Raw genomic sequence first — 25,781 nt, 5'->3', positions numbered from 1 at the left:
AGGCGTTCAATGGGCCCAATGGCTGATCCTGGATCGATTGCTGTCACAAGCCTTAGCCAAGCTTGGCGTCACAAGCGACGTTTCGAGGCCGTCATCACCTTGGAAGATCCGGCATGCCGTCCTGCTGACAAGCTCCGGTTCCATCGGGCCCCCAAGCCGCCCCACCTCGTCCTGGCGTTCGAGGATGTCGATGACGATAGCCTTGGCGTCAGGGTGGCTGAGCTTGAGCAGGTTGGCCAGGCAATCGCCTTTGGCCGCGCCAATGCGGCGGGCTCGCTGCTCATCCACTGTCGTCACGGCGTTGGTCGATCGGCGGCGGTGGCCTTGGCCGTCCTGGCCGATCGGCTCGGGGCCGGCCGTGAACACGCCGCCATCGAGGCGCTCCTGAGCATTCGCCCTCAAGCCACGCCCAACCTTGTCGTCATCAAGCACGCTGACGCCTGTCTGAATCGGGCCGGGGCCTTGATCGCTGCCGTTGAGGCATGGGAAGCCGCCACGCCCCGGATGGCGGAGGCGCGCGCCATGCGCCGCGACTTCCTGGCTGCGAATCCCCACCTCTATAGTTGGAATACTGATCCTGCATGAAGCGGGAGCGAGCGATCGCTCGACGTTTGGTCATCGGCGCCGAAGCCTTCGACCGAGAACGCGCCGGTCAGCGGCTGCTATGTCCGCCCGTCACGACGATCCTGAATTCCGCCTCTGGCCATCCACGCGCCTAGGAGCGTGATGACGGCCGCCAGGCCTTCGCCCCGCGCGCTTGAGCGGACGGCGCCACCGAACGGCGCTCTGGCCAGGTGGGCGGATTGGGCCAGGGGCCACGCCGAGGCGATCGATCCGCTTTCGCCGGCGGGCTTCGCTCGGCTGGCGGACAACGCAGTCCTTGCCGCGCGCATCTCGCGGCCAGCCGCCGAGCCGACCGCCGACGAACAGGAGTGGTTCGACGACGGTTTCCTGGAACCCTCCCTTGCGCGATTGGAAGACGTCCGGTCAGGTGTCGGGCTCGGAACCATCGACTGCTGTAGTTGCTCGGATGCCTGCCCGCTTCCATGAACCCACCGCTACTGAAGTCCTGGGCTGGATACGCGAGCGGCCGCCGTTCTCCTGGGCCGACACGATCCGCGACATCCAGTACGCGGTTTCGGAGATCAAGGATGAGGCGCGGCGCACGCGTCGTCGAGCCCGCGCCCAGGCGACCTTCGCAAGCCGCTGAGGTCTGGCAGGATCGGCTCAGCCCGAGGCGTGCGCAGTCCCCCCTGGCGTGCGCGGTGTCGACGAGGAGGTTGGCGCTGGTGCTGCTCTGGTCGGCGGCCGGCCGACGCGCCGGCGGGGCTTTCCTTCCACCGTGAGGGGGTTCGCGTGGCAATAAGCTTTGGTCCGCCGGTCTGGCGGCGTCGGGTCGCGCAGAGGATCGCCGATCTTCCTCGACGGCAGCTTCGGCCAGCGCGTCCCGTCGCTACCCGACCGGGAGATCACGAGTTGGGAAACCTCCTCCTGGGCCTTGCGCAAGTGGCCCACGAGAAGCTTGGCGCGGGTGATGTAGCCAGCGTTCACGCCGGGCAAGCTGTGGTTCATCAGCAGGTGGCAGTCGAGCTCGGAAAGACCGGCTGCCTGCCCGACGGTGCGATAGGTCTGGCGAAGGTCATTGCCGAACTTGCAGAGGACCTGGCGCTCCTCGCGGTGCACGGTCATGTGTCCCTCGCGGCTTTCGCCAGCGAAAATCCAGGTCGCGGCCTGGTCGGGAAGCATGAAGCGACTGGCGCGCATCGCGCGGATGAGGCAGCGGATCATCGCGCGCGACAGCGGGATATCGAACGCGCGGTCCTCGCCACCCTTGGGGCGCGGGATGTGCAGCACCCGTTCACGAAGGTTCAGGTGCTCTACGCGGGCCCTGAGAAGAGCAGCTGGCCGGCTGCCCGACAGCAGCGTGAACAGGTGGAATTCTCGCCGGATCGGATGGCGAAGGCGCTTGGCCTGTTCAAACCACCCCGGCAGGTCCTCGACACCCATGGCCGTATCCCGCCGTTTGACCACGTTCCAGTCGACAGCGAGCGTCGGGTTCTCGGGCGGCAGATCCCGGTTGCGCTTGCGGGCATGGTTGTAGATCGCCCGCAACGTCCGCATCGCGCCATTGGCGATACCGGGCCCATTGTCGCGTGTGATCTTGTCATGGCGGTCGGCGACGATCCCCGGAGCCTCGCCCAACTCGCTTAGCGGCTTGTCGAGCCAGTCGGAGAACAGGCGCTCGACGTGGTCGCCGTATCCCTCAATGGTGGCCTCGCTCCGCCCCTTCCGCTCCATATGCGAAGTCCGGTAGCGCGCCCACGCCTGCCTCAAGGTGACGCCTTTGCCGTCTTCGGCAGTCCCGATGGCGGAGGCCGCCGCTGCTTCCGCAGCCGCCTTGGCCTCCGCCTCCTCGCGGTGAAGGGCGCCGCTGAGGATTCTGGCCAGAGTACCCCTGGCGGCGACCCTGGCCTCGCGCAAGGGCATCTCGTCAACGTTGCCGATCGCCAGGCGCTTTCCTTTGCGCTGGCCGTCCTGCCAGAACTCGGCCTGGACGACGTATGTCTTCTTGCGGGCGCCCACGACGACGAAGAAGCCGCGAAGGTCGCTATCGCGAACCATGTACTGGCCCTTGCTCGCCAGGGGGAGTTGGGCGAGCGCTCGGTCCGAGAACGAAAACGTTTGGCTGCTCATGTCCAAAATCTAAGGGTCAGCTGCGTTGCTTGTGGCCGGATTTAGTACGGGCGCTAATCAGGGGAGATGTCCATAAAAGTCTAAATTCTGACCTTCGCAGCTATACTAACACGTTCGACCCGTGAATGGGAATATATAGAAAGAACAATAACTTTCGCGATGTGGCGTACTATAGCGTAAAGGTGGCGCTAATAGTTGGCGATACTACGAATCTGAGGGTCGGACGTTCGAATCGTTCCGGGCGCGCCATTTTCTCCTGACATCATTCGGGCCCTTTGAGGCCTGTTGGCGACAGCGGATTTGGCGCTGCGCGCGGGGTTTTCTTTCAGAATTCAGATCAGACGGACGGCGCCTCGCGGGTCGCCGTGCTCAGGATCAGGGTCACGGCCAGGCCAGGGCCGTCGGTGCGGGCGTCCAGGGTGACGGTTCCGCCCAGGATGGCGACGGCGCGGGTGACGATGGCCAGGCCCAGGCCGCTGCGGCCGGTCTGTGAGCCCAGGGTCTGGTAGGGCTCCAGGGCGCGGACGCGCTGGGCGATGGGGATGCCGGGGCCGCGGTCCAGGACGTCTATAGCCAGCCGGCGGCCGACCGTGCGGGTGGCGATGCGCAGCTCGCCGCCGGATGCGGCGTGGCGGATGGCGTTCTCGATCAGATTGCTCAGGGCCAGGTGCAGCACCTCGCCGTCGGTGACCAGCCAGCGGGCGTGGGGGCCGACGTCCAGGGCGATGTCGATGCCGCCCTGGGCGGCAGTCAGGGCGTGGTCGCCGACAGCGCGGCCGATCAGGTCGCGAAGGTCGACGCGGCCGTAGGACAGCGATGTGGCCTGCAGGCGCGACAGGCGCAGCATCTGGTTCACCGAGGACGAGGCCCGATCGATGCTGTGCAGGAGGTCGTCGCACTCGCCCCCGAGCGCGTCCGGCGCGGCCTTGCCTAGGAGCTGAGCCTGGACCCGCAGGGTGGCCAGCGGCGTGCGCAACTGGTGGGCGGCCATGGCGGTGAACATCTGCTCGTGCTCGAACGCCGCCTTCACCCGCTCGAACAGGCGGTTCAGCGCCGCGATCAGGCCATGCAGCTCGTGGGCCCACGGCGTCGGCGCCAGCGGCTCCAGGTCCTGGGCGCTGCGCCGCGATACGACGGAGCTCAACAGGCTCAGGTCCCGCAGGCCGTGCTTCAGCGCCAGCCACAGGCAGATCCAGGCCCCGATCAGGAGGCCGATCATGGGCAGGGCCAGGCGCGACAGGATCCGCCGGATGACCACCGTCCGCACCGACATCGGCTCGGCGACGACGATGCTGAGCCCATGCTCGGGCGCGGCGCGGGTGAAGCTGCGCCAGCGCGCGCCGTCGACCCGGAAGTCGTGGAAACCGCTGCTCTGCGCCAAGGCGGAGTCGGCGATCGGTCGGGCGGACTTGAAGGCGACCGTTCCGTTGCGAAGAATGGCGAACTCGCGCCAGTCGGAGGCGGTCTTGAAGGCCGCGACGTCCTCGCGGCTGAGGAGGGCGGCGGCGCGGCGACGGTGGGCCTGGCTGTCGATCTCCTCGTGCATCAGCACGACCAGAGTCTTGGCGGCGACGGCGAGATCCCGATCGGCCACGGCCTCGACCTGTTTCTGGATCACCGCCACGGTCAGCACGACCATCGACAGGCCCGCCAGGGCCAGCAGGACCGAAAGCTGCGCGAACAGCCGCAACGACAGGGAGCGCGCTCGCAGCCTCATCGCGGCGCCATGTAGCCCAGGCCGCGCGCGGTGATCACGAAGTCGGCTCCCAGCTTGCGACGGATCGAGGAGACGGTGACCTCGATGGCGTTGGCGCTGACCACGGTGTCATCGGCGTGGAGGGCCGTGTCGATCTCCTCCTTGCTGACAAAGCCGCCGGCCCGGCGCAGCAGCAGGGCGGCCAGCTTGAACTCCTTGGCGGTCAGGGCTACGGGCTGATCGTCCCTGAAGGCCACGCGGCCAGCCAGGTCCAGGCTGACGTTGCGGGCTGTCAGGTGCTGGTCGGCCCGGCCTTCGGTGCGGCGCAGCTGGGCGCGCACACGGGCCAGCAGTTCGTCGATGTCGACCGGCTTCACCAGATAGTCATCGGCCCCCATGTCCAGGCCGGCGATGCGCTGGGCGACGCGATCCTGGGCGGTGACGACGATGACGGGCAGGGTGCGCGAGCGATTGCGGATGTCGCGCAGCACCTCCAGGCCCGAGCCGTCCGGCAGGCCAAGATCCAGCAGCACAACGCCATAGTCATGCACCCGCGCCATGGCCGAAGCGTCCTCGGCGGTGGCGGCCAGGTCGACGGCGTAGCGGTCGGCTTCGAGGGCCCGCCGCATCGCCGGCCCCAGGTGCGGATCGTCTTCGACAAGCAGCAGGCGCATGGAAAGCGATCTAGCCCGAATTCGTGACAGCTGTCTCAGCTTCGACTCAGGTTCGCTTCCTAGAGGTCGGGCCCATGAGCGCGCTCGTTCTTCTTGCGACCGACAGTTCCGCCGCCGATGGGCTGGACGAGGCCTTCCGCCGTGAAGGCTTCCGCACCGCCGTGGCGGTCGAGGGACGCGAGGCGCTGGATCTGGACGAGGCGTTGCGCCCGGACCTGGTCGTGCTGGACAGCCGCATTGCGGGTCAGGATGCGTGGCAGGTGCTGGGCGCGCTGCGCCGCCGGGGCGACACCCCGATCATCATGGTTCTGGACGGCGGCCGGGCAGGCGACAATCTGCAGGCGCTGCGGATCGGGGCTGACGACTGCGTGGTCGGGCCGACTTCGCCGGCCGAGCTGACCGCGCGAACGCAGTCGATCCTGCGCCGCTGCAAGGTCGGTCTGGGATCGTCCTACCTCCGGGTCGGGCCGCTGGAGATCAATCCCGAGCACTATATCGTCACGCTGGATGCGCCGCGCGGACGTCAGCGCATCGAGCTGACCGTGACCGAGTTCCATCTGCTGGCCCATATGGCCCGCCAGCCGCTGCATGTGTTCTCGATCGCCGACCTCGCCCCGCTGTGCGGCCTGCGTGGCGGCGCCAAGGAGAGCACGGTGCTCAGCCACCTGGCCCATCTGCGCAAGAAGCTGGAGAACGCCGGCGCGCCTGGCGTGCTGGCCAATGTGCGCGCCCGCGGCTATCGCCTGGACCCGCAAGCGGCCTGATCGCCGCGCCTGAAGACTCTCAAGCCATAGTCTCGCCCTAAAAGCTCGGCCATAGTCGAGCGTAATCTTGCGGTGAGGGAATTTTGGAGAAAGACTGGAGTTTCAATGTACTTGCGCGCCAAGTGCAGTGACGTCGTTCTTCTTGAAACTGAAGTCTAACCTTCTTGCAATCGTGTCGGTTCTGGCATGAAGGCTCTTTAGCTGTCGTCCCCAATAACAGGGGATAACCGATGAAATTCCATTCCAATTTCCGTCGCAGCATTCTCGCCGGCGTGGCTCTGATCGCTCTGCCGGGCGCGGCCTTCGCCGAGAACGAGGCTGACCTCGACACCAACATCGACGGCGTCATCGTCACGGCCACCAAGCGCGAGACCAAGCTGCGCGACACGCCGATCGCCATCGCCGTCGTCGACGCCGAGACGCTGAAGAACGGCCAGGTCCAGTCGCTGCTCGACATCGCCAGCAGCGTCCCGACCCTGCGCATGACCACCTTCGAGTCGCGCTCGACCGCCCTGACCGTCGGCATCCGCGGCATCGTGCCCAACGACGCCAACCAGCCCGCCCGCGAACAGGGCGTCGGCATCTATCTGGACGGTGTGTACCTTGGCCGCCAGCAGGGCCTGAACGCCGGCATGCTGGACATCGAGCGCGTCGAAGTGCTGCGCGGTCCGCAAGGCACGCTGTTTGGCCGTAACACCGAAGGCGGCGCCGTCAGCCTCGTCACCCGTCGCCCGACCGGCGAATACGGCCTGCGCGCCACCGCTGGCGTCAGCAACTTCAACGGCTACAACTTCGATGGCCACCTGGACCTGCCCGAAGTGGCCGGTTTCAGCGTCAAGATCGACGGCGCCCTGCAGCGCCACGACGCCACCACCAAGAACCCGATGCAGGGCCAGCAAGGCTGGAACTACCTGAACCGTCGCGGCATCCGCGTCTCGGCCCTGTGGAAGCCGACCTCGAACGTCTCGGCCCTCTACGCCTATGACAGCGGCTACAGCGAAAGCACGCCGTTCATCAGCCAGCTGGTCAGCTACAACCCGCTGAACCTGCCCGTCTCGACGGCGTTCCCGCGTCCCAGCGGCACCATCTCGCCGCTGCCGCCCGGCGTGGGCGTCCACACCAAGCGCCAGAAGGTCGCCGACGTCGGCGTGCCGCAGCAGAACAGCATCGACGAGATCTCGGGTCACTCGCTGCACATCAACTGGGAAGTGAACCCGAACCTGGATATCCGGTCGATCACCGCCTATCGCGACGTGTGGGTCGAGCAGTACGACAACGCTGGCGGCCCGAACCGTCCGCCGGTGTTCCAGCCCAATGCTCCGGAAGGCAACGCCGCGCGCAACTTCTCGCGCTACAGCCTGTCGGACATGGCCCAGTTCCAGCGCAGCCAGGAATTCCAGTTCGTCGGCTCGGCCCTGGAAGGCCGCTTCGACTACGTGGTCGGCCTCTACTACTTCTACGAAAAGGCCTGGGAAGAGGCGGCGACGCCTAGCTCGCTGACCTATGTCGGCTCGAACGGCGCCTATGTCGTCCGTGACCCGCGCACCGCCGGCATCACCCGCGGCTTCCGCGCCATCGACCGCGGCAGCGTCGCCGAGTCGGAAAGCAAGGGCATCTTCGTCCACACCGTCTACACGCCGCCGATCCTGAACGACCAGCTGAAGCTGACCCTGGGTGGCCGTCAGACCTGGGACAACAAGGAAGGCACGCTCTACAAGGTCAGCAACACGGCCCGTAACTTCGGCTTCAAGCTGAAGGAAGACCGCTTCGACCCGGTCGCCACCGTGGCCTATGACCTGACCCCCAGCGTCAACGTGTACGGCACCTACTCGACCGGCTATCGCGCCGGCGGCGCCAATTCGCGCTCGCTGTCGTACGCGCCGTTCGCGTCGGAAGAGGTCAAGAGCTTCGAGCTGGGCCTGAAGGCGTTCCTGTTCGACCGCGTGAACGTGAACCTGGCCGTGTTCGACATGGACCGCACGAACACCCAGATCGAATTCACGCTGGTCGCGCCGGACCCCGTCACGGGCAACACCCGCAACACCGTGGAAACCGTCAACGCTCCGGGCACGACGGACATCCGCGGCGTCGAGTTCGACATGAACGCGCGCCTGGCCGACGGCCTTCGCGCATCGTTCGCCTACGCCTATACCGAGACCAACGTCCCGGCGGCCCGCAACCCCTTCCCGGCGTCGGCCAACTGCCCGACCTGCGGCACGATCCAGCCGGTCTATATCATCTACACGCCCAAGCACGCCCTGAGCGGCTCGGTCGACTACACCTACCCGATGGGCTTTGCGGACCTGCGCTTCCACCTGGACGCCAACTTCTCGACCGGCACGCAGAGCTTCGAGCAGTCGGACCAGAAGACGGACGACGCCTTCGTGGTCAACGGTCGCGCGTCGCTCGCCAACTGGCGCGTGGCTGACGGCCAGGACATCACCCTGTCGGTCTGGTCGCGCAACCTGCTCAACGCCGACTACATCTACCGTCGCTCGACGGAAGGTCGCTCGGGCACCAACGCGATCGGCGACTACGCCAACTTCAACGAGCCGCGCACCTTCGGCCTGGAAGTCAGCCTGAAGTATTGATCGGGTACCGGGACCGCGTCGTCACAAGACGATGCGGTCCTGCCGAACACGTCAAAGCCGCCGTCGCATCCTGCGTCGGCGGCTTTTTCGCATATGGATTTAAGTCAGGCGCCCCGGCAGTCGGCGCAGAGGCCGTGGGCTTCGATCGTCACGCCGGTCAGGGCGTAGCCGGCCGCGGCGCCGGCCGTGATGATGTCGGCGCTGGCGGCGGGCTCGATCTCGCGGGTCGCGCCGCAGCAGTCGCAGATCAGGAACGCCGCGGCGTGGCCGTCGGCTTCCTTGCGGCAGGCGACATAGGCGTTGAGGCTCTCGATCCGGTGCGCGAAGCCCTGCTTCTCCAGGAAGTCGAGGGCGCGATAGACGGTCGGCGGCTTGGCGGGAGGGCCTTCGCCGCCGAAGGTCGAGATCAGGTCATAGGCCTTCACCGGCTGGCCAGCCTGCAGCAGCTGTTCCAGCACCCGGCGGCGCGGGGCGGTCAGGCGCTGCTCGGCGGCGACGCAGCGGGCCTCGGCCGCGGCCAGTTCAGCGGCCAGGGCCGCGCCGGCGACGCCGTGATGGTGGTGGTCGTGTCCGCAGGAGGTTTCGCCGTGAGCCATGGCCAAGAGGTAGAGGGCCGAGCGTTCCGGCGCAAGCTAGAGGAGAGGCCGGGCCAGCACCGCCGCGTCGGCCTCGCAGCGCGCCGCGTCCGGGGTGGGGCCTCTGGCGCGGGCGGCTTCCAGTTCCGCGCGGGCGGCGGCGAGGTCGGCCTGGAAGGTCGGCGAGGCCTTGAGGGTGGCGAACAGGTTGCGGGCGTTCTGGGCGCCGGCCTCGACCGAGCTCATGTTGTGCACGCCGCACACCACGCGGCTTTCGCCGAACGCCTTGGCGCGGGCCAGGATGGCGTCAGCGCGGTCGGGCGCGATCTCGGCTAGCAGCAGGCCGACGCTCCAGCCCCAGGTCGAGTGGCCTGACGGATAGTCGGGGGCGATCGACAGGCCCAGGCTGCGCTTGATGCAGATTGGGCCCCCTTCGGCCAGATAGGGGCGCGGGCGGCGGTATTTCAGTTTGGGACCGCTGACGGCGGGGCGCACGTCGCGGCTCATCCGCAGCAGCAGCGCGGCCAGCTTGGGATTGGCCTCCAGCGTCGGGGTGGCGCCCAGGGCGCAGGCATAGCCGGTGAGGATGTTCTCCTCGACATTGTCGGCCTGGGCCAGCGACCAGCGCGGGGTGTCCTTCAGGGCGCGAGTGGCGTGGAAGATCTCGCGGTCGCGCTCCGCCAGCGGCGTGCCCTTGGCGGGCGGGGCGGGCAACAGGGCCTTGGCGTCATAGGCGCCCTTGGCCAGGTAGCGGCCGCGCTCGGCCTGGATACCATGAGGCGCGGTGGCGCAGCTGGAGAGCGCCAGGGCCGTCAGGCCGATCCAGATCGCACGCATGAAAAAGGTCCCCGAACTCGCGTCCGGGGACCCTGCATTTTCAAGCGTGAACGTTCAAGCTTACTTGCCGAACAGCTTGTTCCAGCGCGGCTTCTCGCGGCCCTTCCAGGCTTCGCGGTGATAGGCGTCCGAGGCGATCAGCGGCACCACGGTGGTGGCTTCGGCGAAGACCATCTGTTCGAAGGTGGTGTCGACCTTGCCCCAAGAGGCGGCTTCCTTCAGCGTCGACGACGAGCAGGCGCCGTCGCGCACGTCGGCGACCGTGATCTGGACGGCATACTTGTGCATGTCGGCCTCGACGCCGAGGATCTCGGCGCAGACGACGGTGTCTTGAGCGAAGTTCTTGGGAACGCCGCCGCCGACCATGAACAGGCCCGTGGTGCCGGCCGCGATCTTGATGTCGGTCAGTTCGCGGAAGTCGGCGACCGCGTCGATCATCAGATAGGGCTGCTTGGCGGCGATGCGTTCCTTCTGGTGCTTGACCAGGCCGAAACCCGCCGAGCTGTCGACGAAGGCCGGGCAGAAGATCGGCACGCCTTCTTCATAGGCCGTCTGGATCAGCGAGCCGGGCTTCTTGGCGTTGCCCTCGCTCAGCCACTTGCCCATCTCCCAGATGAACTCGCGCGAGGAATAGGCGCGCGGCTCCAGGCGGTTGCAGATCTCCAGGATCGTGTGATCGCAGTTCTGGAGCTCTTCCTCGTCGATATAGGTGTCGTAGATGCGGTCGATATAGTTGTCGCGCAGCACGTTGTCGTCGACCGGGCCGGCGGCCTGATAGTGCTTGAAGCCCAGGGCCTCGAAGAAATCCATGTCGACGATGCTGGCGCCGGTGGCGACCACGGCGTCGATCATGCCGTTCTTCACCATGTCCCGGTACACGTGCATGCAGCCGCCGGCCGAGGTCGAGCCGGCCAGGATCAGCCACGGCGAGCAGGCCTTGTCGGCCAGGGCCATGTTGAAGATGTCGGCGGCGCGGGCGGTGTCGCGCGAGCTGAACGACATCTTGCGCATCGAGTCGATGATCGGGCGGGCGTCGAACGACGTGATGTCGATGTGCTCGACCACGTTCTGCAGCAGCTCGGCCTTCTGGTTGTTCGGAACGGGAGCGTTCATGACAGAGTATCCTCTGAGGGTGAGCGCCCGTCGTGACCCGAAAACACGCCGGGACGGAGCGACCGGCGAAGGGATTTGGTTCGTTGCGGCGGCTATATAGCCGGTTTGCGAATTTTTTTAAGCGCTTCCACGAGAGCCGGGATCACAAGCCAGAGGACCAGCAGCAGAGCCAGGATCGAGATCGTGTCGGCTGCCTTCTCCAACGTCGAGCGGACGATGCGGATCCGATAGGTGTGGACGCCAGGCTCGGCCACGAACGACAGCAGACGCTCGGGTCCATAGGCTTCGGAGGCGACCTTCGGATCGGGGCCATCCTGCACGCGGCCGACCTCCCAGGTGGGGAAATAGAACCTGCGCAGCACGATGCGGGTCGGTTGGGCGGTGTCGACCTGGACCGCCATGCTGCCGTCCGGGAACGTGTCGGCGGGGCCGATCTTCGCCGGGCCCAGCGGGGTGGCCAGCGGCATGGCCAGCAGGCTCGAAAAGCCGATGGAATCGGCCGTGAAGCGCGGCGTGGCGGGATCGAAGCCGGCCGGCAGGTGCTCGTCGGGCGCGCGGCGGATGGCGATGCGGGTGACGACATTGGCGTCGATCTCGCCCGACTGGGCTTCGTGCATGACGATGCCGGGGACCTGCAGGCGATAGCCGCGCTCGATCGGGATCAGGGCCAGCGGGACCAGGACCAGCAGGCGCAGCCAGCGGCCTGAGGCCAAGGCCAGGAATACCGCGGCGATCGCGGCGAACTCCATGCCGACCAGCAGGCGGAACGGGAACTGGACCTTGCCCAGCGGCCCCTGCCAGACCCAGGGCAGGGCGTAGAAGAGCACGGCCAGCAGCACCGAGGCGCCCAGGGCCAGGGCGTCCTTCATGCGCGGCGACAGGTCCTTGCCGGCCACGGCCAGCATCGCCGCCAAGGCCAGGGCGCCGGTCCCCCAGCCGAGGAGGGCCATCGACAGGGCGAAGTCCGGGCTGGGCCACAGCGACCACTGGAACAGGGTCCAGCGATGGGGCTCATAGACCCCGACCGACATCCACTCCAGCGAGGCGTACTTCTGCATGAAGGCCGCTGGTCCCAGGTAGCTGGCGGCCAGGGCGATGCCGAGGGCGCCGCCGGCGACGCAGCGCAGGAAGGCGGCCTTGCGCTCGCCGACCGGGGCCTGGAACACCAGGTTCAGGCCGTAGATCGGCAGCAGGGTGATCGAGACCAGCAGCAGGGTGGTCAGATGCGACAGGATCAGCAGGGCGTAGGTCACGGCCAGGCCCGCGATCCAGACGCGGGCGCTGGCGGTCGAGCGCGGCGTCGCCGCTGCGCCCTGCAGGCACAGGGCCAGCAACGGCAGCACGATGTAGGCCACGGTCTCGCCCATCGAGCCGCGCACGAAATAGTCGACCTGATGATAGGGCGCGAGGATGTAGGCGACGGCCGCGGCCAGGGCCAGGATCTCGCCTGTCTGCCGGCGCAGCCAGGCGAACATGGTCAGGCCCGAGGCCAGGGTCATGTAGAACCCGCCCCACGCGGCGATGTGCGCATAGGCCAGCTTCGACTCCGAGAAGAAGGCCACGACCGCGGTGATGTAGAAGGCCAGCGGCGGGTAGTAATAGAACGATGGCGCGCCCATGCCCCCGAAGGCGCCATGCAGCCAGCGCGGCGGGAAGATCCCGCGCTTGAGGGCGTCGTCGAACTCCAGGATCCAGGCCGAGTTGAAGAAGTAGCTATGGTTCCAGCCCGTGCCCTGCAGCAGCGGCTTGCGCAGCAGGACGAAGCTCAGCAGCACCAGCACCGCCAGGGCGAACGTCCAGCCGAGTTTCTTCTTGGTCAGAAATTCCACGTGCCCCTCCGGTTGAATGCGCCTTAGGCGAAAGTGTCGGCGGTGGAAAGAAAAAGGACCGAAACGCGGGGCGCTTCGGTCCTTTTGAGCTCACCGACAGGCGGCGTGATCAGCGGCGGCGCTTGCGCTTGCCGGCCGCGCCCTTGGGACGCGAGAAGCGCACGATCTTGCGCTCTTCGTTCTCCTGGCGGACCGCCGGGATCGAGCGCTTGGCCAGGCCGTACATCGAGGCCATCGGGGCGTCCTGCACTTCCACGGTGTCGGTCTCGCCGAAGCCGTTGAAGCGGGTCGACATGGCCACGCCATAGGCGCCCAGCATGCCGATCTCGATATAGTCGCCCTCGTCCACGCTTTCCGGCAGGTAGAACGGGCCGGGCATGTGGTCGACGCTGTCGCAGGTCGGGCCGTAGAAGCGGAAGGGCTTGAGGCCTTCTTCCACCATCTCGCCCGTCTTGCGATAGGCCTTCACGGGGAACGGCCACTTCATGTGGGCGGCGTCGAACAGCGAGCCGTACGAGCCGTCGTTCAGATAGAGCGCGTCGCCCTTCTTCAGCTCGACCTTGACCAGCAGAGACGAGGCCTCGGCGACCAGGGCGCGGCCGGGTTCGCACCACAGCTCGGTGGTCTCGTGGACCATCATCTCGGCGAAGCCGCGATCGATGGCCGCCAGATATTCGGAGAGGTCCGGCGGGACCATGCCCGGATAGATCGACGGGAAGCCGCCGCCGACGTCGACGACATCGGCCAGCACGCCAGCGCGGACCAGGGCGCGCGAGGCCTGGGCCATCGCGGCTTGGTACGCCGTCGGGCGCATGCACTGGCTGCCGACGTGGAAGGACACGCCCATCAGGTCCTGGGTGGCGCGACGGGCGGCCAGCAGCAGGGCCGGGGCGTTGTGCGGCTCGACGCCGAACTTGCCCGACAGGCTGTAGGCCGCGCCTTCGGCCTGGACGCCCATGCGGACGATCAGGTTCAGGTCCTTGGCGTTGCCCGTGGCGTCCAGGATCTTGGCCAGCTCTTCGTGGGTGTCGAACGAGAAGGTCTTCACGCCATGGTCGAAGTACGCGGCCGAGATCGCCTTGCGGCTCTTGACCGGGTGCATGAAGGCCATGCGCGAACCCGGGGCCTCCTGGGCCACCAGCTCGATCTCGTTCAGCGATGCGACGTCGAACGACCGCACGCCGGCCTGGGCCAGCTCACGGATCACCCACGGCGAAGGATTGGCCTTCACCGCATAAAAGACGTCGCCTTTAAATTCAGACTGGAACCAGCGCGCAGCTACGGAAACCGCGTCAGGCCGCACGAGTGCGACAGGACGTTCCGGTGACCGCTCACGGACCAGGTCCAGGGGCATTTGGTACGTGCGCAATTCACGTAACCCCCTGTTGGAAGTTAAACCCAGGCCGGCGTTAGCAGCGTTTTAGAGGACTTCGGGTCCGCCGGAGCGAGCGAAATAGGGTCATTGGACTGGGATGTAAAGACCCTTTTGCGGCGCCGTTTCGGGGTGAATTGCTCCACCCAAAGTCACAAATTCATTGCGAACGCCCCCCAAACCGGAGATCGCATTTCCCAAGTCCCGAAACCACGTTAAGGATTCGCCCCGACCATGACGTCGGACCCAGTTCTCTCGATCCGCGGCGCGTCCAAGACCTTCGGGTCCAGGCGCGCGCTGGACCAAGTCTCCCTCGACGTCGCGCGGGGAGAGATGATCGCGCTCATCGGCCCGTCGGGCTCTGGAAAATCCACGCTTCTGCGCTCGATCGACGGCCTGCAGACCATCGACGCCCCAAGCGAGAATGGGGGCGAGGGCGCCATCACCGCCTTCGGCGGGCCCGTCCAGGCCAAGGGCAAGGTGTCGGGCGAAGTGCGCAAGGCGCGCATCCGCATCGGCTTCATCGCCCAGCAGTTCAACCTGGTCGGCCGCCTGTCGCTATTCAGCAATGTCGCCCTGGGCTCGCTGGGTCGCATTTCTTTCCTGCAAGGGCTGTTCGGCCGCTGGCCGAAGGAAACCCGCGAGGCGGCCATGGCGGCTTTGCACCGGGTGGGCGTCTCCGACTACGCCGCCCAGCGCGCCAACACCCTGTCGGGCGGCCAGCAGCAGCGCGGCGCCATCGCCCGGGCCCTGGTCCAGAAGGCCAAGATCATCCTGGCCGACGAGCCCGTCGCCTCGCTGGATCCGGTTTCGGCCCGCAAGGTCATGGAGATCCTGCGTGATCTCAATCAAACCGATGGCCTGACGGTCGTCGTAACCCTGCACCAGGTGGACTACGCCCTGCGCTACTGCGACCGGGTCGTGGCCCTGAAGGCCGGCAAGAAGGTCTATGACGGCCCGGCCGCCGACCTGAAGCGTGACAAACTCATCGACATCTACGGCCCGGAATTCGAGGACGTGTTCTGGGAAGGAGCCCCGCAATGATCAGCCGCCGCTCGGCCATCGCTATCGCCGCCGGTTTCTCGGCTCTGGCCCTGGCCTCGTGCGGCCAGAAGGCCGCGACCACGTCCGCCAAGGACACGGTGACGTTCTCCATCCTGTCGACCGAGTCGGCCCAGAACATGGAGAGCTACTGGAAGCCGATCCTGGCCGACATGGAGAAGCAGACCGGCCTCAAGGTGAAGCCGTTCTTCTCGTCGAACTATTCGTCGCTGATCGTGGCCATGGGCGCCAAGCAGACCGACCTGGGCTGGTTCTCGAACGCTTCGGGCCTGGAGGCTGTTCGCCGCTCGGGCGGCGAGGTGTTCGCCCGCACCTTCGACCCGTCGGGCACCGACGGCTACAAGTCGGTGATCATCGTCCCGGCCGACAGCAAGCTGACCCTGGAAGGTCTGCTCAAGTGCGACAAGACGCTGAACTTCGGCATCGGCGACAAGAAGTCGACCTCGGGCACCCTGGCGCCGATGACCTACGTGTTCATCCCGGCCGGCAAGAAGCCCGAGACCTGCTTCAAGACCGTGCTCAGCGCCAGCCATGACGCCAATCTGGCGGCCGTGGCCAACCACAAGCTGGACGCCTCGACCAACAACTCGACCGCCCTGCGCCTGAACGCCGAGCGCAGCGACAACAAGACCTCGAAGGTCAAGGTGATCTGGGAATCGCCGACCCTGCCCGAGGATCCGATCGTCTGGCGCAAGGATCTCGATCCCGTCGTGAAGGAAAAGCTGCGCCAGTTCTTCCTGACCTACGGCCAGGGCGACACGCCGGAAGCGGCCCTGCAGCGCGAGCATCTGGCGCGCCTGTCGATGGGCGGCTTCAAGCCGGCCGACAACACCCACCTGCTGGTGGTGCGCGAGATGGAGGCCCTCGAGCAACTGGGCCTTGCCCGCGAGACCGGCGACCAGGCCAAGATCGCCGCCGCCCAGAAGACCCTCGACGGCGTCAAGGCCGAGCGCGTCGCCGCCGAGGGCAAGGCCGGCCTGCCCGCCCCGGCCGCCGACTGAGAGCCTCGATGAGCGAGACCCTTCCGGCCGCGGCCCCGCCAGCCGCTCCGAAACGCTCGTCTACGGCGATGATCTTCGACGTCCTGATCTGGGGCGGCGTGGCGGCCCTGCTGATCGTCAGCTTCAAACCGGCTGAGATCGACAAGTTCCCGCAGCTGTTCACGGAAGCGGGGCGGATGCGGGAGTTCGCCGAGGGCTTCTTCTCGCCGTTCACCGATCCCGCGGCGTTCATGGCCGCCGACTGGTCGCTGTACGTCGGCAAGATGTGGCAGACGATCCAGATGGCGCTGTGGGGCACCTTCCTGGCGATCATCGTGGCTATCCCGCTGGGCCTGCTGGGCGCCAGCAACATCACTCCGGTGTGGATCCAGCAACCGGTTCGCCGCCTGCTGGACCTGATCCGCTCGATCCCCGATCTGGTCGTGGCCCTGATCTTCATCACCGCCGTGGGCCTGGGGCCGTTCGCCGGGGTGATGGCGCTGATGTTCAACACCGGCGGCGTGCTGGCCAAGCTGTTCGCCGAAGCCGTCGAGTCGATCGACAAGGGGCCGGTCGAGGGCGTGCGCGCCACCGGCGCCGTCAAGCTGCAGGAGATCGTCTGGGGCGTGATCCCGCAGGTGGCCCCGCTGTGGACCAGCTACGCCCTCTACCGCTTCGAATCCTCGAGCCGCGCGGCCACCGTGCTGGGCCTGATCGGGGCCGGCGGCGTGGGCCAGGTGCTGCTCGATTCGGTCAATGCGTTTCAGTACGACCAGACCGGCTGCATCGTGCTGGTCATCGTGGTGGCCGTGTCGCTGATCGACCTGCTGTCGCAAGTGATCCGGACGCGCCTGCTTTAGTTCAGTTCGGCGGCTATTCGCGTCAAAGAACATCAAACGCCGTGGCTCTATAGGCCGCGGCGTTTTTCTTTGTATAGTAACCGGGCCGGGATCCCCTGCTTGCCCGCGCCGCGGTCGCCGTCCGGCGACGCGTCCTTGACCCTGAAGGGCCATGATACTCGTCGCGCTCGCCGTCGTTTTCCTCCTCGTTCTGCTGAACGGGGTTTTCGCCATGTCCGAACTGGCCGTCGTCTCGGCTCGGAAGGCTCGCCTGCAAGGCCTCGCCGAAAAGGGTGACAAAGGGGCCAAGCTGGCCCTCGACATGGCTGAGCACCCGACTCGGTTCCTCTCGGCCGTGCAGGTCGGCATCACCCTGATCGGCATCTTCGCCGGCGCCTACGGCCAGGCCACCATCGCCGGCGCGCTCGACCACTGGCTGGAAGGCTTCCCGGTCGTCGCCAAATATTCCGAGGCCATCGCGACGGGCATCGTCGTCATCGGCCTGACCTATGTCTCGGTGATCCTGGGCGAACTGGTGCCCAAGCGCCTGGCCCTGATGTTCCCTGACGCCATCGCCCGCCGCATGGCCCCGTTCCTGTCGGTCGTCGCCACGGTGCTGCGTCCGTTCGTGACCTTGCTGACGGTGTCCACCGCCGCGGTGCTGAAGCTGATGGGCGTGCGCGACGAGCGCAATAACAGCGTCACCACCGAAGAGGTGGAAGCGGTGCTGGCCGAAGGCGCCGAGTCCGGCCTGATCGAGCCCGAAGAGCGCTCGATGATCCAGGAAGTGCTGCGCTTGGGCGATCGCCCGGTCCGCGTGGCCATGACCCCGCGCCGCGACCTCTTCTGGGTGTCGCTGGCCGACAGCCCCGAGACGGTGCTGGCCGAGATCCGCGCCAGCGCCCACTCGCGCATCCTGGTGGCCACCGAGGGCGACCTCGACGGCGACATCGGCGTCGTCTCCAAGAAGGACCTGCTGGACGCCTGCCTGGGCGCCGAGCCGCTGGACCTGAAGGCCCACGTGCAGCAGCCGGTGGCCATTCCCGAGACCATGTCGTTGCTGAAGGCCCTGGCGGTCTTCAAGTCGACCAGCCTGCACATGGCCCTGGTCGTCGACGAGTTCGGCTCGCTGCAGGGCGCGATCACGCCTCTGGACCTGCTGGAAATGATCGCTGGCGACTTCCCCGAGGATCACGCCGACGACGAGAAGCGCATCCTGCGTCGCGACGACGGCAGCTGGCTGATCGACGCGCGCCTGGACATCCAGGAACTGAACGATCACCTGGGCGAGAACTTCGAGGCCGAGGGCGGCTATCACACCGTGGCCGGACTGATCCTGGACCAGCTGGGTCGTCTGCCGACCGAGGGCGAGCACGTCGAGATCGGCGCCTTCGACCTGGAGATCGTCGACATGGACGGCTCGCGGATCGACAAGATCATCCTCAAGCACGGCAAGCGGAAGACCGACGACGCCGAGGACTAGCCCGTGTTGCTCGGCCCGCTGAAGCTGCTGGCGCCGGCGCTGATCCCGTCGTGGAACTTCTTCGACGTGATCGCGCCCTCGCCGCGGGTCGAGTACGCCTTGCTGCCGACGCGCGGTCATGTCGCCGACGACTGGCGGGAGTTCCGACCCAAGCCGACGCACGCGCCGATCGGGACGATGCTGGCCCGCCTGGTCTGGAACCCGCGCTGGAACCAGACCCTGTTCGTGGCCAGCTGCGCCGAGCGCCTGGCGGAAGACCGCACGCCCCAGCACAGCGAGGATGAGCTCTTCAAGCGCATCGCCGCCGACCTGAAGCGAGAGCCGCTGGATGAGGACCGGCCCTGGCTTTGCTTCCGCCTGGTGTTCGTCAGTCGCGGCGATGCGGGCGTCGAGCAAGAGGTGCTGTTCCAGCCCTATCCGCGCCTGCTGGCCGACATCGTGACGCGATGACCCTCGAGACCGCACTCCGCTACACCGAGGTGCTTCTGGCCCTGGCGCTGATCCAGCAGAGCCTGGAGCACCTGCGCGGCTTCCGCGACGAGAAGGTGTTGTTCGGCGTCCGGATCGTGCTGTGCGGACTGGTCGTCGCGGGTGTGGCCATGCCCTGGCCGCTCGTCGCCCTGGCCGGACTGTCGCTGCTGATCCTCCAGCGCTTCCAGGGCCCTTACAACGGTGGCAGCGACCGCATGGGCCTGCTGGCCCTGTGGTGCCTGACCCTGTCGCACCTCCTGCCCACGCCGGCCCTGAAGGAGCTGGCCTTCGGCTATCTGGGCGCGCAGCTGGTGCTGTCCTACTTCATCTCCGGCTGGGTGAAGATCATCAATCCCGATTGGCGGACCGGACGCGCCCTGCGCGACGTATTCCAGTTTTCGGCCTATCCCGTCGCCGAGAGCTTGCGCGCCTTCGCCGATCGCCCGCAGCTGCTCAGGGCCATGTCCTGGGCGGTGATGGGCTTCGAGCTGGCCTTCCCGCTGACCTTGCTATGGCCGCCGGCCCTCTATGCGGGCCTGGTCATCGCCGCGACCTTCCATCTGGCCAATGCCTGCCTGTTTGGCCTCAACCGCTTCTTCTGGACCTGGCTGGCGACCTATCCGGCGATCCTGTGGCTGCAGGCCAGGGTGTTCTAGGGCGAGACCGCATCGCCCTTTGACAGGCCCCACAGAAGCGTCTGGCGCGCGTGGGCGATCCGGGGCTGACGCAGGGCGCTGGGCGCCCAGACCAGGAAGTACGGCCGGAGGATCGCGCCGTTGGGGGAGGGGATCTCCGCCAGCTCCCCGCGCGCGATGAACGGGCTGGAGAGGTAGCGCGGCAGCACCGACCAGCCTACGCCGGCCCGCAGCAGGCTGCACAGTCCCCGCAAGTCCTGGCCGATGACCGCCGGCGACCGGGCGCTGGCCGTCAATCCGTTATGCTCCAGCCAGTCGTTCAGCAGCGGGCGCTCCAGGCTGTAGGTCAGCATCGCCTCGGCGGCCAGGCCGTCGCTCAGGTCGGCCGCTGCAGCAATCCGCGCCGCCACGGCTGGAGCGGCGACGGCCGACATGGCCTCGTCGCGGATCTTCTCGCTTCGCAGCCGCTGGTCCTCGACCGGATAGGCAAAGATCCCCAGGTCGCAGGCCCCGCCGACCAGCATGTCCTCGACTTGAGCTCGGTCGCCGGCCTGCAGCCGCACGCGCATGCCGATCTCCAGCAGCGGGATCAGACGTGGCGCGACCACTTCCGACAAGAAGTCGCCATTTCCGGCGATCTGGATGACGCCCGACATGTCCGCCGACCGCGCCCGGGCGGAGGCCAGGGCGGCCTCGGCCACGTCCAGGGTGTCGCCCAGATCGGCCGCCAACTCCCGGGCCGCGGCGGTCGGCAGGACGCCGCGGCTTTCGCGCTCGAACAGGGGATGGCCTACCGCGGCCTCCAGCGCGGCGATGTGCTGCGACACGGCGGGCTGCGTCAGGCCCAACGATCGGGCCGCGCCGCTGATCGACCGCTGGCGATAGACCTCGACGAAGGTGCGCAGGCGCTGAACGGACATAAGGCATCCATAAGCAATATTATGGGTGGCCGCCATTCCTCTTCGAGGCGGCTCGCGGCCCGCGGGGATAGACCCTGCGCATCCCATCGACACGAAGAGCCGTCATGTCTTCCCACAACGACATCGCCACCCTCACCTCGATCGTCCGCTCCATGCAGCAGGCGCACCGCGACGCCGGTCCGGCCGACGCTGCGCTGCGCCGCGACCGGCTGGAGCGCGCCGTGCGCCTGATCCTGGACAATCATCAGGCGCTGGCCTCGGCGATGAGCGACGACTTCGGCCATCGCAGCGCCTATCAGTCGCTGGTCGCCGACGTCGCCACGACCGTCAAATCGCTGCGCTACGCCATCGATCATCTCGCGGGATGGATGTCGCCGGAGACGGTCGAGCCGCCGCTGAGCGGGATGACGACCGAAATCCAACGCCAGGCGTTGGGCGTCGTTGGCGTCATCTCGCCTTGGAATTTCCCGATCAACCTCGCCTTCGGGCCGCTGGCCGGCGTGTTCGCCGCCGGCAATGTCGCCCTGCTCAAGCCGTCCGAACTGACGCCGCGGACCTCGCAGCTGCTGGCCGAGCTGGTCGGGCGGTACTTCTCGCCGATGGAGCTGGGCGTGGTGCTGGGCGACGCCGAGGTCGGCGCGGCCTTCTCCGCGTTGCCGTTCGACCATCTGGTCTTCACCGGCAGCTCCGCGGTCGGTCGCCACGTCATGCGCGCCGCGTCGGCCAATCTCGTGCCGGTCACCCTGGAGCTGGGCGGCAAGAGCCCGGTGGTCGTCGCGCCCGACGCCGATATCGTCGTCGCCGCCGAGCGGACGATGACGGTCAAGACCTTCAACGCCGGCCAGATCTGCGTGTCGCCCGACTATGTGATGATGTCGGCCGCACGGATCGACGCCTTCGCCGCCGCGGCCCGGTCGTTCGTCGCGCGCGCCCTGCCGACGATCCAGGCCAACCCCGACTACACGGCGATCGTCAGCCCGCGCCACTACGAGCGGCTGACGGCCCTGATCGACGACGCGCGGGAGAAGGGGGCCCAGATCGCGCCCCTGTCGCCCACGGGCGAGCCGGCTCTGGATCCGAAGACGCGCAAGATCGGCCCCACGCTGATCCTCGGCGCGACCGACGCGATGCGGGTCATGCAGGAGGAGATCTTCGGTCCGCTTCTGCCGATCCGCGCCTATGCCGATCTGGATGAGGCGATCGGCTATATCAACGCCCATCCCAAGCCTCTGGCGGCCTACTACTTCGGCGAGGACCCCGATCTGCGCGCCGATTTCGCCGCGCGCACCACCTCGGGCGCCCTGGTCTTCGACGACGTCATGACCCATGTCTCGATCGAGACGTTACCCTTCGGCGGGGTCGGCGCCTCGGGCATGGGCGCCTATCACGGCAAGCACGGTTTCGAGCGTTTCAGTCATGCCCGCCCGGTCGTGACCCAGGCGCTCGACGGCGGCGCCGGCCTGCGCCTTCGCGCTCCCTATGCCGACAAGATCGACGCGCTTCGCGCCGCCCTGGTCTGAAACCCCTTTGCAGCAGAGATCCGAGCCATGAACATCCTGATCGTCCTCACCTCGCACGACGCCCTCGGCGACACCGGCAAGAAGACCGGCTTCTGGCTGGAGGAACTGGCCGCCCCCTACTACGTCTTCAAGGACGCTGGCGCGCAGATGGTGCTGGCCTCGCCCCGGGGCGGCCAGCCGCCGCTGGACCCCAAGAGCGACCTGCCCGAGTTCCAGACCGACATGACCCGACGCTTCCAGGCCGACGCCGAGGCGCTGAAGGCGCTGGCGCAGACCGCGGCGCTGGAAACCGTCGACCCGGCCGACTTCGACGCGGTGTTCTATCCGGGCGGCCATGGTCCGCTGTGGGACCTGGCGGAATCGCCGGTCTCCATCGGCCTGATCGAAGCGTTCGACCGGGCCGGCAAGCCGCTGGGCCTGGTCTGCCATGCGCCGGGCGCCCTGCGTCACACCAAGGCGGCGAGCGGCCTCCCGCTGGTCAGCGGGCGCAAGGTCACCGGCTTCACCAATGGCGAGGAAGAGGCCGTCGAACTCACCGACATCGTGCCGTTCCTGGTCGAGGACATGCTCCAGGCGAATGGCGGGCTCTATGAGAAGGGGCCCGACTGGGCGCCGTACATCGTCGAGGACGGCGATCTAGTCACCGGCCAGAACCCTGCCAGCAGCGAGGCGGTCGCGCACGCCCTGGTGAAGCGCCTGGCGACGCGCAAAGCATAAGCTATCGCGGACCGCCGTCTTCGGTCGGCGGTCCGTTCGGCCTAGGCCGCCGTCTTCTTGCGCAGGCGCGCCAGTCGGCGCAGGCGCCGCCAGAAGCGGGTCTTCTCCGGCTCCGGATAGGGCTGGAGATTGCGATAGAATTCCTCGGCGCAGGAGCGCCACGAGAACTTCTCGGCGAACTTGCGGGTCACGACGCGGTCGATGTCGAGGCAGGCCAGGCAGGCTTCCTTCAGACCGTCGGTCTGGCCCGGGGCCAGGACGCCGGCGTTGGAGCCGGGGATGATGTCCACCGGCCCCGGGGCCGAGAACGCCGCCACCGGCACGCCGGCGGCCATGGCTTCCAGGATCACCAGGCCGAAGGTGTCGGTCAGGGACGGGAAGCAGAAGACGTCGGCGCCGGCGAAGTAGCGGGCCAGCTCGTCGCCGAACTTGGCGCCCAGGAACTTCACCTCGGGATATTTCTCGGCCAGCTCTTCGCGCTGAGGACCATCGCCGATCACCACCTTGGTGCCGGGCAGGTCAAGGCTGGCGAAGGCCTCGATGTTCTTCTCGACGGCCACCCGGCCGACATTGAGATAGATCGGCCGCGCCAAGCCCTCGAAGATGTCGGGATCGCCCGGCTCGCGCGGCTTGAAGATGTCGGTGTCCACGCCTCGCGACCACGGCGACAGGTTGCGGAAGCCGTGCTTGGCCAGCTCGTCGCGCATGGTCGGCGTGGCCACCATCAGGCGGCCCGACGGCTTGTGGAACCAGCGCATGTAGGTGTAGCCGGCCGCCAGCGGCAGCGGCAGGCGGGCCGAGACGTATTCCGGGAACTTGGTGTGGTAGCTGGTCGTGAACGGCAGCTTCCATTCCAGGCAGATCCGGCGCGCGGCCAGGCCGATCGGGCCCTCGGTGGCGATGTGGATCGCCTCGGGTTCGAACGACTTGAAGCGCTCCTGCACCGGCTCGTAGGCGCCGATGGCCAGCTTGATCTCAGGATAGGTCGGCAGCGGGAAGGTCGGGAACTGGTCCGGGCTGACCACATCGACGATGTGGCCCATGGCGCGCAGTTCCTGGGTCACGCGGCTCAGGGTGCGGACCACCCCATTGACCTGCGGTTCCCAGGCGTCGGTAGCAAGCAGAATTCGCATCAGGCGGCGGCCGGCTCCGGCAACGGTTCGTCGGCGACGTCACCGGCGGGCGAGGGCTGGGCGGTCGTGCGGTCGATCACCGACCACGAGCGCAGCTTGGCCCATTCCAGGATCTCGAGGTGACCGTCGGCATGCTCGGCCAGCGCCGTGCAGCTTTCGACCCAGTCGCCGTCGTTGATATATTTGATGCCGTCGATGTCGCGCATCTCGGCCTTGTGGATGTGGCCACAGATCACGCCGTCGACGCCGCGACGTCGGGCCTCGTCGGCCACGGCGGCTTCGAAGTTCTCGATGAAATGCAAAGCGTTCTTCACCTTGACCTTCAGATACGCCGAGAGACTCCAGTAGCCGAACCCCAGGCGACGCCGAAGGCGATTCACCAGAGTGTTCAGCATGAGGATGGTTCTATAGGACCAATCCCCGAGGAAGGCGAGCCACTTGGCGTGCTGGACGACGCCGTCGAACTCGTCGCCGTGGACAACCAGGTAGCGCTTGCCGTCGGCGGCCTCGTGGATCACGTCGCGGGCCACGATCACGCCGCCGAAGTGCACGCCGCAGAAATCGCGGATGCGGTCGTCGTGGTTGCCGGGCACGTAGATCACCTCGGTGCCCTTGCGGGCCATGCGCAGGATCTTCTGGACCACGTCGTTGTGGGCCTGGGGCCAGTACCAGCCGCTGCGCAGCTTCCAGCCGTCGATGATGTCGCCGACCAGATAGAGCTTGTCGCACTCGATATGGCGGATGAAGTCCAGCAGCAGCTCGGCCTGGCACCCTCGCGTGCCCAGATGCAGGTCGCTGATGAAGACGGAACGGTAGCGGCGGACGGCGACGTCGGCGCTCATGGTCGAACCCCCGTTTTGAACCCGCCTGTTCGCTCCGTCCCCGGATCGGTGCGATGGCGGCCAACGGCTGGCGATTAAGCTGATTGCGTGTCGCTTTAATGAAGCCGTAAGGTCTGGCTTAGCTGGGCCACAGCTGTTGCCTGCCATGGCGTGAGCCTACGAAACGCGCAGTTTCGGCGGAAACGTCAAAAAACTGGACGCAATCGCAATCCCTTTTGCTGCTTGGGGTTGGCTAGCTGTTGCGGTGCAATATCGCTCGCACTAGATCACCCCCATGGACGTCGCCCGCATCGCCAAGGACACCCCCAAGTCGCAGAAGACGCGCGCGCGTATTCTGGACCAGGCCATGCGCCTGATCGCCGAGGTCGGCTATCATGCCGCCTCCAACCCGGCGATCGCCGACGCCGCCGGCCTGACCCGGGGCGCGATGCTCTATCACTTCCCGACCCGCGAAGCCCTGGTCGAGGCCGCCGTGGCCCATATCCAGGCCGAGCGCTCGACCCTGTTCCGCGCCGCCGCCGACAGCATCCCGGCCGGGGCCGACGTCACCGAGCACGCGATCGACAGCTATTGGGACCTGCTGCACAGCGTGCCGTTCCAGGCCTTCGCCGAGCTGGAGGCCGCAGGTCGCGCCGATCCGGCCATCCAGGCGCTGCTGGCTCCGGCCCAGGCCGAGTTCGACCGCGCCCAGGCCGGCGACCACACCACCTTCAAGATCCTGCAAGCCGGCGCCGGCCCGCGCTTCCAGGCCAGCCGCGACCTCGCCCGCTTCATGCTGGAAGGCCTGGCCCGCTCGACCCTGACCTACGACAAGGACGGCCGGAAAGAGCGTCTGCTGGCGGTGATCAAGCGGGCGACGCACATGCTGAACCGCAAGGGCGACGTGCAGGACTTGTGGCCGGAGTAGCACTGCAGCTGGCCCCCACCTGACCGCGCGCCAGCGCGCGGTCGTCCGCCCCCGGAGGGGGCAGACGGTGATCCGTCTTCCCCCTCCGGGGGAGGAGCGCCGCAGGCGCGGAGGGGGCAAGTACGGG

At 67.3% G+C, this 25,781-nt stretch carries 24 protein-coding genes; 12 read left to right on the top strand and 12 right to left on the bottom strand.

Going from position 1 to position 25,781, the window contains the following annotated elements; all coding sequences use genetic code 11:
• Window positions 1–6: 6 nt before the first annotated feature.
• Entirely contained in the window at window positions 7–432 is a 426-nt protein-coding gene (locus E1H18_RS26825) for a hypothetical protein (protein WP_241736050.1), read from the bottom strand.
• Between the two features lie 598 nt (window positions 433–1,030).
• Between E1H18_RS26825 and E1H18_RS16380 the strand changes: the two genes are divergently transcribed.
• Window positions 1,031–1,210 carry a hypothetical protein gene (locus tag E1H18_RS16380; RefSeq protein ID WP_172270296.1) on the top strand — a complete coding sequence of 60 codons (180 nt, stop codon included), beginning with the start codon at window positions 1,031–1,033 and terminating at the stop codon, window positions 1,208–1,210.
• Between the two features lie 17 nt (window positions 1,211–1,227).
• On the opposite strand, the gene E1H18_RS16375 is transcribed toward E1H18_RS16380, so the two are convergent.
• The 3 genes from E1H18_RS16375 to E1H18_RS16365 form a co-directional block, all read right to left on the bottom strand.
• Window positions 1,228–2,694: an integrase arm-type DNA-binding domain-containing protein gene (locus E1H18_RS16375; RefSeq protein WP_194248036.1), complete on the bottom strand. Its 1,467-nt coding sequence runs from the start codon at window positions 2,692–2,694 to the stop codon at window positions 1,228–1,230.
• A 337-nt stretch (window positions 2,695–3,031) separates the two neighbouring features.
• Window positions 3,032–4,411 (bottom strand): HAMP domain-containing sensor histidine kinase, encoded by a 1,380-nt coding sequence (locus tag E1H18_RS16370; RefSeq protein ID WP_172270294.1) that lies wholly within the window; start codon window positions 4,409–4,411, stop codon window positions 3,032–3,034.
• A complete protein-coding gene (locus tag E1H18_RS16365) occupies window positions 4,408–5,064 on the bottom strand; it encodes a response regulator transcription factor (protein WP_172270292.1) in 657 nt (218 codons plus the stop codon). The genes E1H18_RS16370 and E1H18_RS16365 overlap by 4 nt, the downstream gene beginning before the upstream one ends.
• Window positions 5,065–5,138: 74 nt before the next feature.
• On the opposite strand from E1H18_RS16365, the gene E1H18_RS16360 reads away from it, so the two are divergent.
• Entirely contained in the window at window positions 5,139–5,828 is a 690-nt protein-coding gene (locus E1H18_RS16360) for a response regulator transcription factor (RefSeq protein ID WP_172270291.1), read from the top strand.
• Window positions 5,829–6,058: 230 nt separating this feature from the next.
• Window positions 6,059–8,419, top strand: coding sequence for a TonB-dependent receptor (locus E1H18_RS16355; protein ID WP_172270290.1), 2,361 nt, complete (start codon window positions 6,059–6,061; stop codon window positions 8,417–8,419).
• 104 nt (window positions 8,420–8,523) lie between these two features.
• On the opposite strand, the gene E1H18_RS16350 is transcribed toward E1H18_RS16355, so the two are convergent.
• The 5 genes from E1H18_RS16350 to E1H18_RS16330 all read right to left on the bottom strand — a co-directional run bounded on the left by E1H18_RS16350 (window position 8,524) and on the right by E1H18_RS16330 (window position 14,142).
• Entirely contained in the window at window positions 8,524–9,015 is a 492-nt protein-coding gene (locus E1H18_RS16350; RefSeq protein ID WP_172270289.1) for a Fur family transcriptional regulator, read from the bottom strand.
• A gap of 36 nt (window positions 9,016–9,051) precedes the next feature.
• A complete protein-coding gene (locus E1H18_RS16345; protein WP_172270288.1) occupies window positions 9,052–9,831 on the bottom strand; it encodes a phosphatase PAP2 family protein in 780 nt (259 codons plus the stop codon).
• Window positions 9,832–9,891: 60 nt separating this feature from the next.
• Window positions 9,892–10,944 (bottom strand): deoxyhypusine synthase, encoded by a 1,053-nt coding sequence (locus tag E1H18_RS16340; protein ID WP_172270287.1) that lies wholly within the window; start codon window positions 10,942–10,944, stop codon window positions 9,892–9,894.
• A 92-nt stretch (window positions 10,945–11,036) separates the two neighbouring features.
• Window positions 11,037–12,773, bottom strand: coding sequence for a 6-pyruvoyl-tetrahydropterin synthase-related protein (locus E1H18_RS16335; protein WP_172270286.1), 1,737 nt, complete (start codon window positions 12,771–12,773; stop codon window positions 11,037–11,039).
• A 109-nt stretch (window positions 12,774–12,882) separates the two neighbouring features.
• Entirely contained in the window at window positions 12,883–14,142 is a 1,260-nt protein-coding gene (locus tag E1H18_RS16330) for a type III PLP-dependent enzyme (protein ID WP_172270285.1), read from the bottom strand.
• Between the two features lie 237 nt (window positions 14,143–14,379).
• Between E1H18_RS16330 and phnC the strand changes: the two genes are divergently transcribed.
• The 6 genes from phnC to E1H18_RS16300 all read left to right on the top strand — a co-directional run bounded on the left by phnC (window position 14,380) and on the right by E1H18_RS16300 (window position 19,636).
• Entirely contained in the window at window positions 14,380–15,189 is an 810-nt protein-coding gene (gene phnC, locus E1H18_RS16325; RefSeq protein WP_172270284.1) for a phosphonate ABC transporter ATP-binding protein, read from the top strand.
• Window positions 15,186–16,208, top strand: coding sequence for a phosphate/phosphite/phosphonate ABC transporter substrate-binding protein (phnD, locus tag E1H18_RS16320; RefSeq protein ID WP_172270283.1), 1,023 nt, complete (start codon window positions 15,186–15,188; stop codon window positions 16,206–16,208). Before phnC ends, phnD begins: the two co-directional genes overlap by 4 nt.
• A gap of 8 nt (window positions 16,209–16,216) precedes the next feature.
• A complete protein-coding gene (gene phnE, locus E1H18_RS16315; protein ID WP_172270282.1) occupies window positions 16,217–17,047 on the top strand; it encodes a phosphonate ABC transporter, permease protein PhnE in 831 nt (276 codons plus the stop codon).
• Between the two features lie 151 nt (window positions 17,048–17,198).
• Window positions 17,199–18,509 carry a hemolysin family protein gene (locus tag E1H18_RS16310; protein ID WP_172270281.1) on the top strand — a complete coding sequence of 437 codons (1,311 nt, stop codon included), beginning with the start codon at window positions 17,199–17,201 and terminating at the stop codon, window positions 18,507–18,509.
• A gap of 3 nt (window positions 18,510–18,512) precedes the next feature.
• Window positions 18,513–18,959 (top strand): hypothetical protein, encoded by a 447-nt coding sequence (locus E1H18_RS16305; protein ID WP_370526533.1) that lies wholly within the window; start codon window positions 18,513–18,515, stop codon window positions 18,957–18,959.
• Window positions 18,857–19,636: an HTTM domain-containing protein gene (locus E1H18_RS16300; protein WP_370526532.1), complete on the top strand. Its 780-nt coding sequence runs from the start codon at window positions 18,857–18,859 to the stop codon at window positions 19,634–19,636. The genes E1H18_RS16305 and E1H18_RS16300 overlap by 103 nt, the downstream gene beginning before the upstream one ends.
• Here the strand turns inward: E1H18_RS16300 and E1H18_RS16295 are convergent.
• Window positions 19,633–20,535, bottom strand: coding sequence for a LysR family transcriptional regulator (locus E1H18_RS16295; RefSeq protein WP_172270277.1), 903 nt, complete (start codon window positions 20,533–20,535; stop codon window positions 19,633–19,635). The genes E1H18_RS16300 and E1H18_RS16295 overlap by 4 nt on opposite strands.
• 104 nt (window positions 20,536–20,639) lie before the next feature.
• Between E1H18_RS16295 and E1H18_RS16290 the strand changes: the two genes are divergently transcribed.
• On the top strand, window positions 20,640–22,055 hold the full coding sequence (locus tag E1H18_RS16290) for a coniferyl aldehyde dehydrogenase (protein ID WP_172270275.1): 1,416 nt from the start codon (window positions 20,640–20,642) through the stop codon (window positions 22,053–22,055).
• 27 nt (window positions 22,056–22,082) lie between these two features.
• Window positions 22,083–22,772 (top strand): type 1 glutamine amidotransferase domain-containing protein, encoded by a 690-nt coding sequence (locus E1H18_RS16285; protein WP_172270273.1) that lies wholly within the window; start codon window positions 22,083–22,085, stop codon window positions 22,770–22,772.
• Window positions 22,773–22,813: 41 nt separating this feature from the next.
• On the opposite strand, the gene E1H18_RS16280 is transcribed toward E1H18_RS16285, so the two are convergent.
• Both E1H18_RS16280 and E1H18_RS16275 read right to left on the bottom strand, forming a co-directional pair.
• Window positions 22,814–23,905, bottom strand: coding sequence for a glycosyltransferase family 1 protein (locus tag E1H18_RS16280; RefSeq protein WP_172270271.1), 1,092 nt, complete (start codon window positions 23,903–23,905; stop codon window positions 22,814–22,816).
• Complete coding sequence (locus tag E1H18_RS16275) at window positions 23,905–24,747, bottom strand: UDP-2,3-diacylglucosamine diphosphatase (protein ID WP_172270269.1); 843 nt, start codon at window positions 24,745–24,747, stop codon at window positions 23,905–23,907. The genes E1H18_RS16280 and E1H18_RS16275 overlap by 1 nt, the downstream gene beginning before the upstream one ends.
• 274 nt (window positions 24,748–25,021) lie before the next feature.
• On the opposite strand from E1H18_RS16275, the gene E1H18_RS16270 reads away from it, so the two are divergent.
• Entirely contained in the window at window positions 25,022–25,654 is a 633-nt protein-coding gene (locus E1H18_RS16270) for a TetR/AcrR family transcriptional regulator (RefSeq protein WP_172270267.1), read from the top strand.
• The last annotated feature ends 127 nt before the right edge of the window (window positions 25,655–25,781 follow it).

Source organism: Caulobacter sp. RHG1, assembly GCF_013181195.1.
GTDB lineage: Bacteria > Pseudomonadota > Alphaproteobacteria > Caulobacterales > Caulobacteraceae > Caulobacter.
This window is presented reverse-complemented; position numbering and strand designations above follow the sequence as displayed.

Bases quoted from the DNA above. Each gene is read 5' to 3' on its own strand.
- E1H18_RS16380 (WP_172270296.1), top strand. From the start codon at position 1,031: ATGCCTGCCCGCTTCCATGAACCCACCGCTACTGAAGTCCTGGGCTGG.
- E1H18_RS16375 (WP_194248036.1), bottom strand. From the start codon at position 2,694: ATGAGCAGCCAAACGTTTTCGTTCTCGGACCGAGCGCTCGCCCAACTC.
- E1H18_RS16370 (WP_172270294.1), bottom strand. From the start codon at position 4,411: ATGAGGCTGCGAGCGCGCTCCCTGTCGTTGCGGCTGTTCGCGCAGCTT.
- E1H18_RS16365 (WP_172270292.1), bottom strand. From the start codon at position 5,064: ATGCGCCTGCTGCTTGTCGAAGACGATCCGCACCTGGGGCCGGCGATG.
- E1H18_RS16360 (WP_172270291.1), top strand. From the start codon at position 5,139: ATGAGCGCGCTCGTTCTTCTTGCGACCGACAGTTCCGCCGCCGATGGG.
- E1H18_RS16355 (WP_172270290.1), top strand. From the start codon at position 6,059: ATGAAATTCCATTCCAATTTCCGTCGCAGCATTCTCGCCGGCGTGGCT.
- E1H18_RS16350 (WP_172270289.1), bottom strand. From the start codon at position 9,015: ATGGCTCACGGCGAAACCTCCTGCGGACACGACCACCACCATCACGGC.
- E1H18_RS16345 (WP_172270288.1), bottom strand. From the start codon at position 9,831: ATGCGTGCGATCTGGATCGGCCTGACGGCCCTGGCGCTCTCCAGCTGC.
- E1H18_RS16340 (WP_172270287.1), bottom strand. From the start codon at position 10,944: ATGAACGCTCCCGTTCCGAACAACCAGAAGGCCGAGCTGCTGCAGAAC.
- phnC (WP_172270284.1), top strand. From the start codon at position 14,380: ATGACGTCGGACCCAGTTCTCTCGATCCGCGGCGCGTCCAAGACCTTC.
- phnD (WP_172270283.1), top strand. From the start codon at position 15,186: ATGATCAGCCGCCGCTCGGCCATCGCTATCGCCGCCGGTTTCTCGGCT.
- phnE (WP_172270282.1), top strand. From the start codon at position 16,217: ATGAGCGAGACCCTTCCGGCCGCGGCCCCGCCAGCCGCTCCGAAACGC.
- E1H18_RS16310 (WP_172270281.1), top strand. From the start codon at position 17,199: ATGATACTCGTCGCGCTCGCCGTCGTTTTCCTCCTCGTTCTGCTGAAC.
- E1H18_RS16295 (WP_172270277.1), bottom strand. From the start codon at position 20,535: ATGTCCGTTCAGCGCCTGCGCACCTTCGTCGAGGTCTATCGCCAGCGG.
- E1H18_RS16290 (WP_172270275.1), top strand. From the start codon at position 20,640: ATGTCTTCCCACAACGACATCGCCACCCTCACCTCGATCGTCCGCTCC.
- E1H18_RS16285 (WP_172270273.1), top strand. From the start codon at position 22,083: ATGAACATCCTGATCGTCCTCACCTCGCACGACGCCCTCGGCGACACC.
- E1H18_RS16280 (WP_172270271.1), bottom strand. From the start codon at position 23,905: ATGCGAATTCTGCTTGCTACCGACGCCTGGGAACCGCAGGTCAATGGG.
- E1H18_RS16275 (WP_172270269.1), bottom strand. From the start codon at position 24,747: ATGAGCGCCGACGTCGCCGTCCGCCGCTACCGTTCCGTCTTCATCAGC.
- E1H18_RS16270 (WP_172270267.1), top strand. From the start codon at position 25,022: ATGGACGTCGCCCGCATCGCCAAGGACACCCCCAAGTCGCAGAAGACG.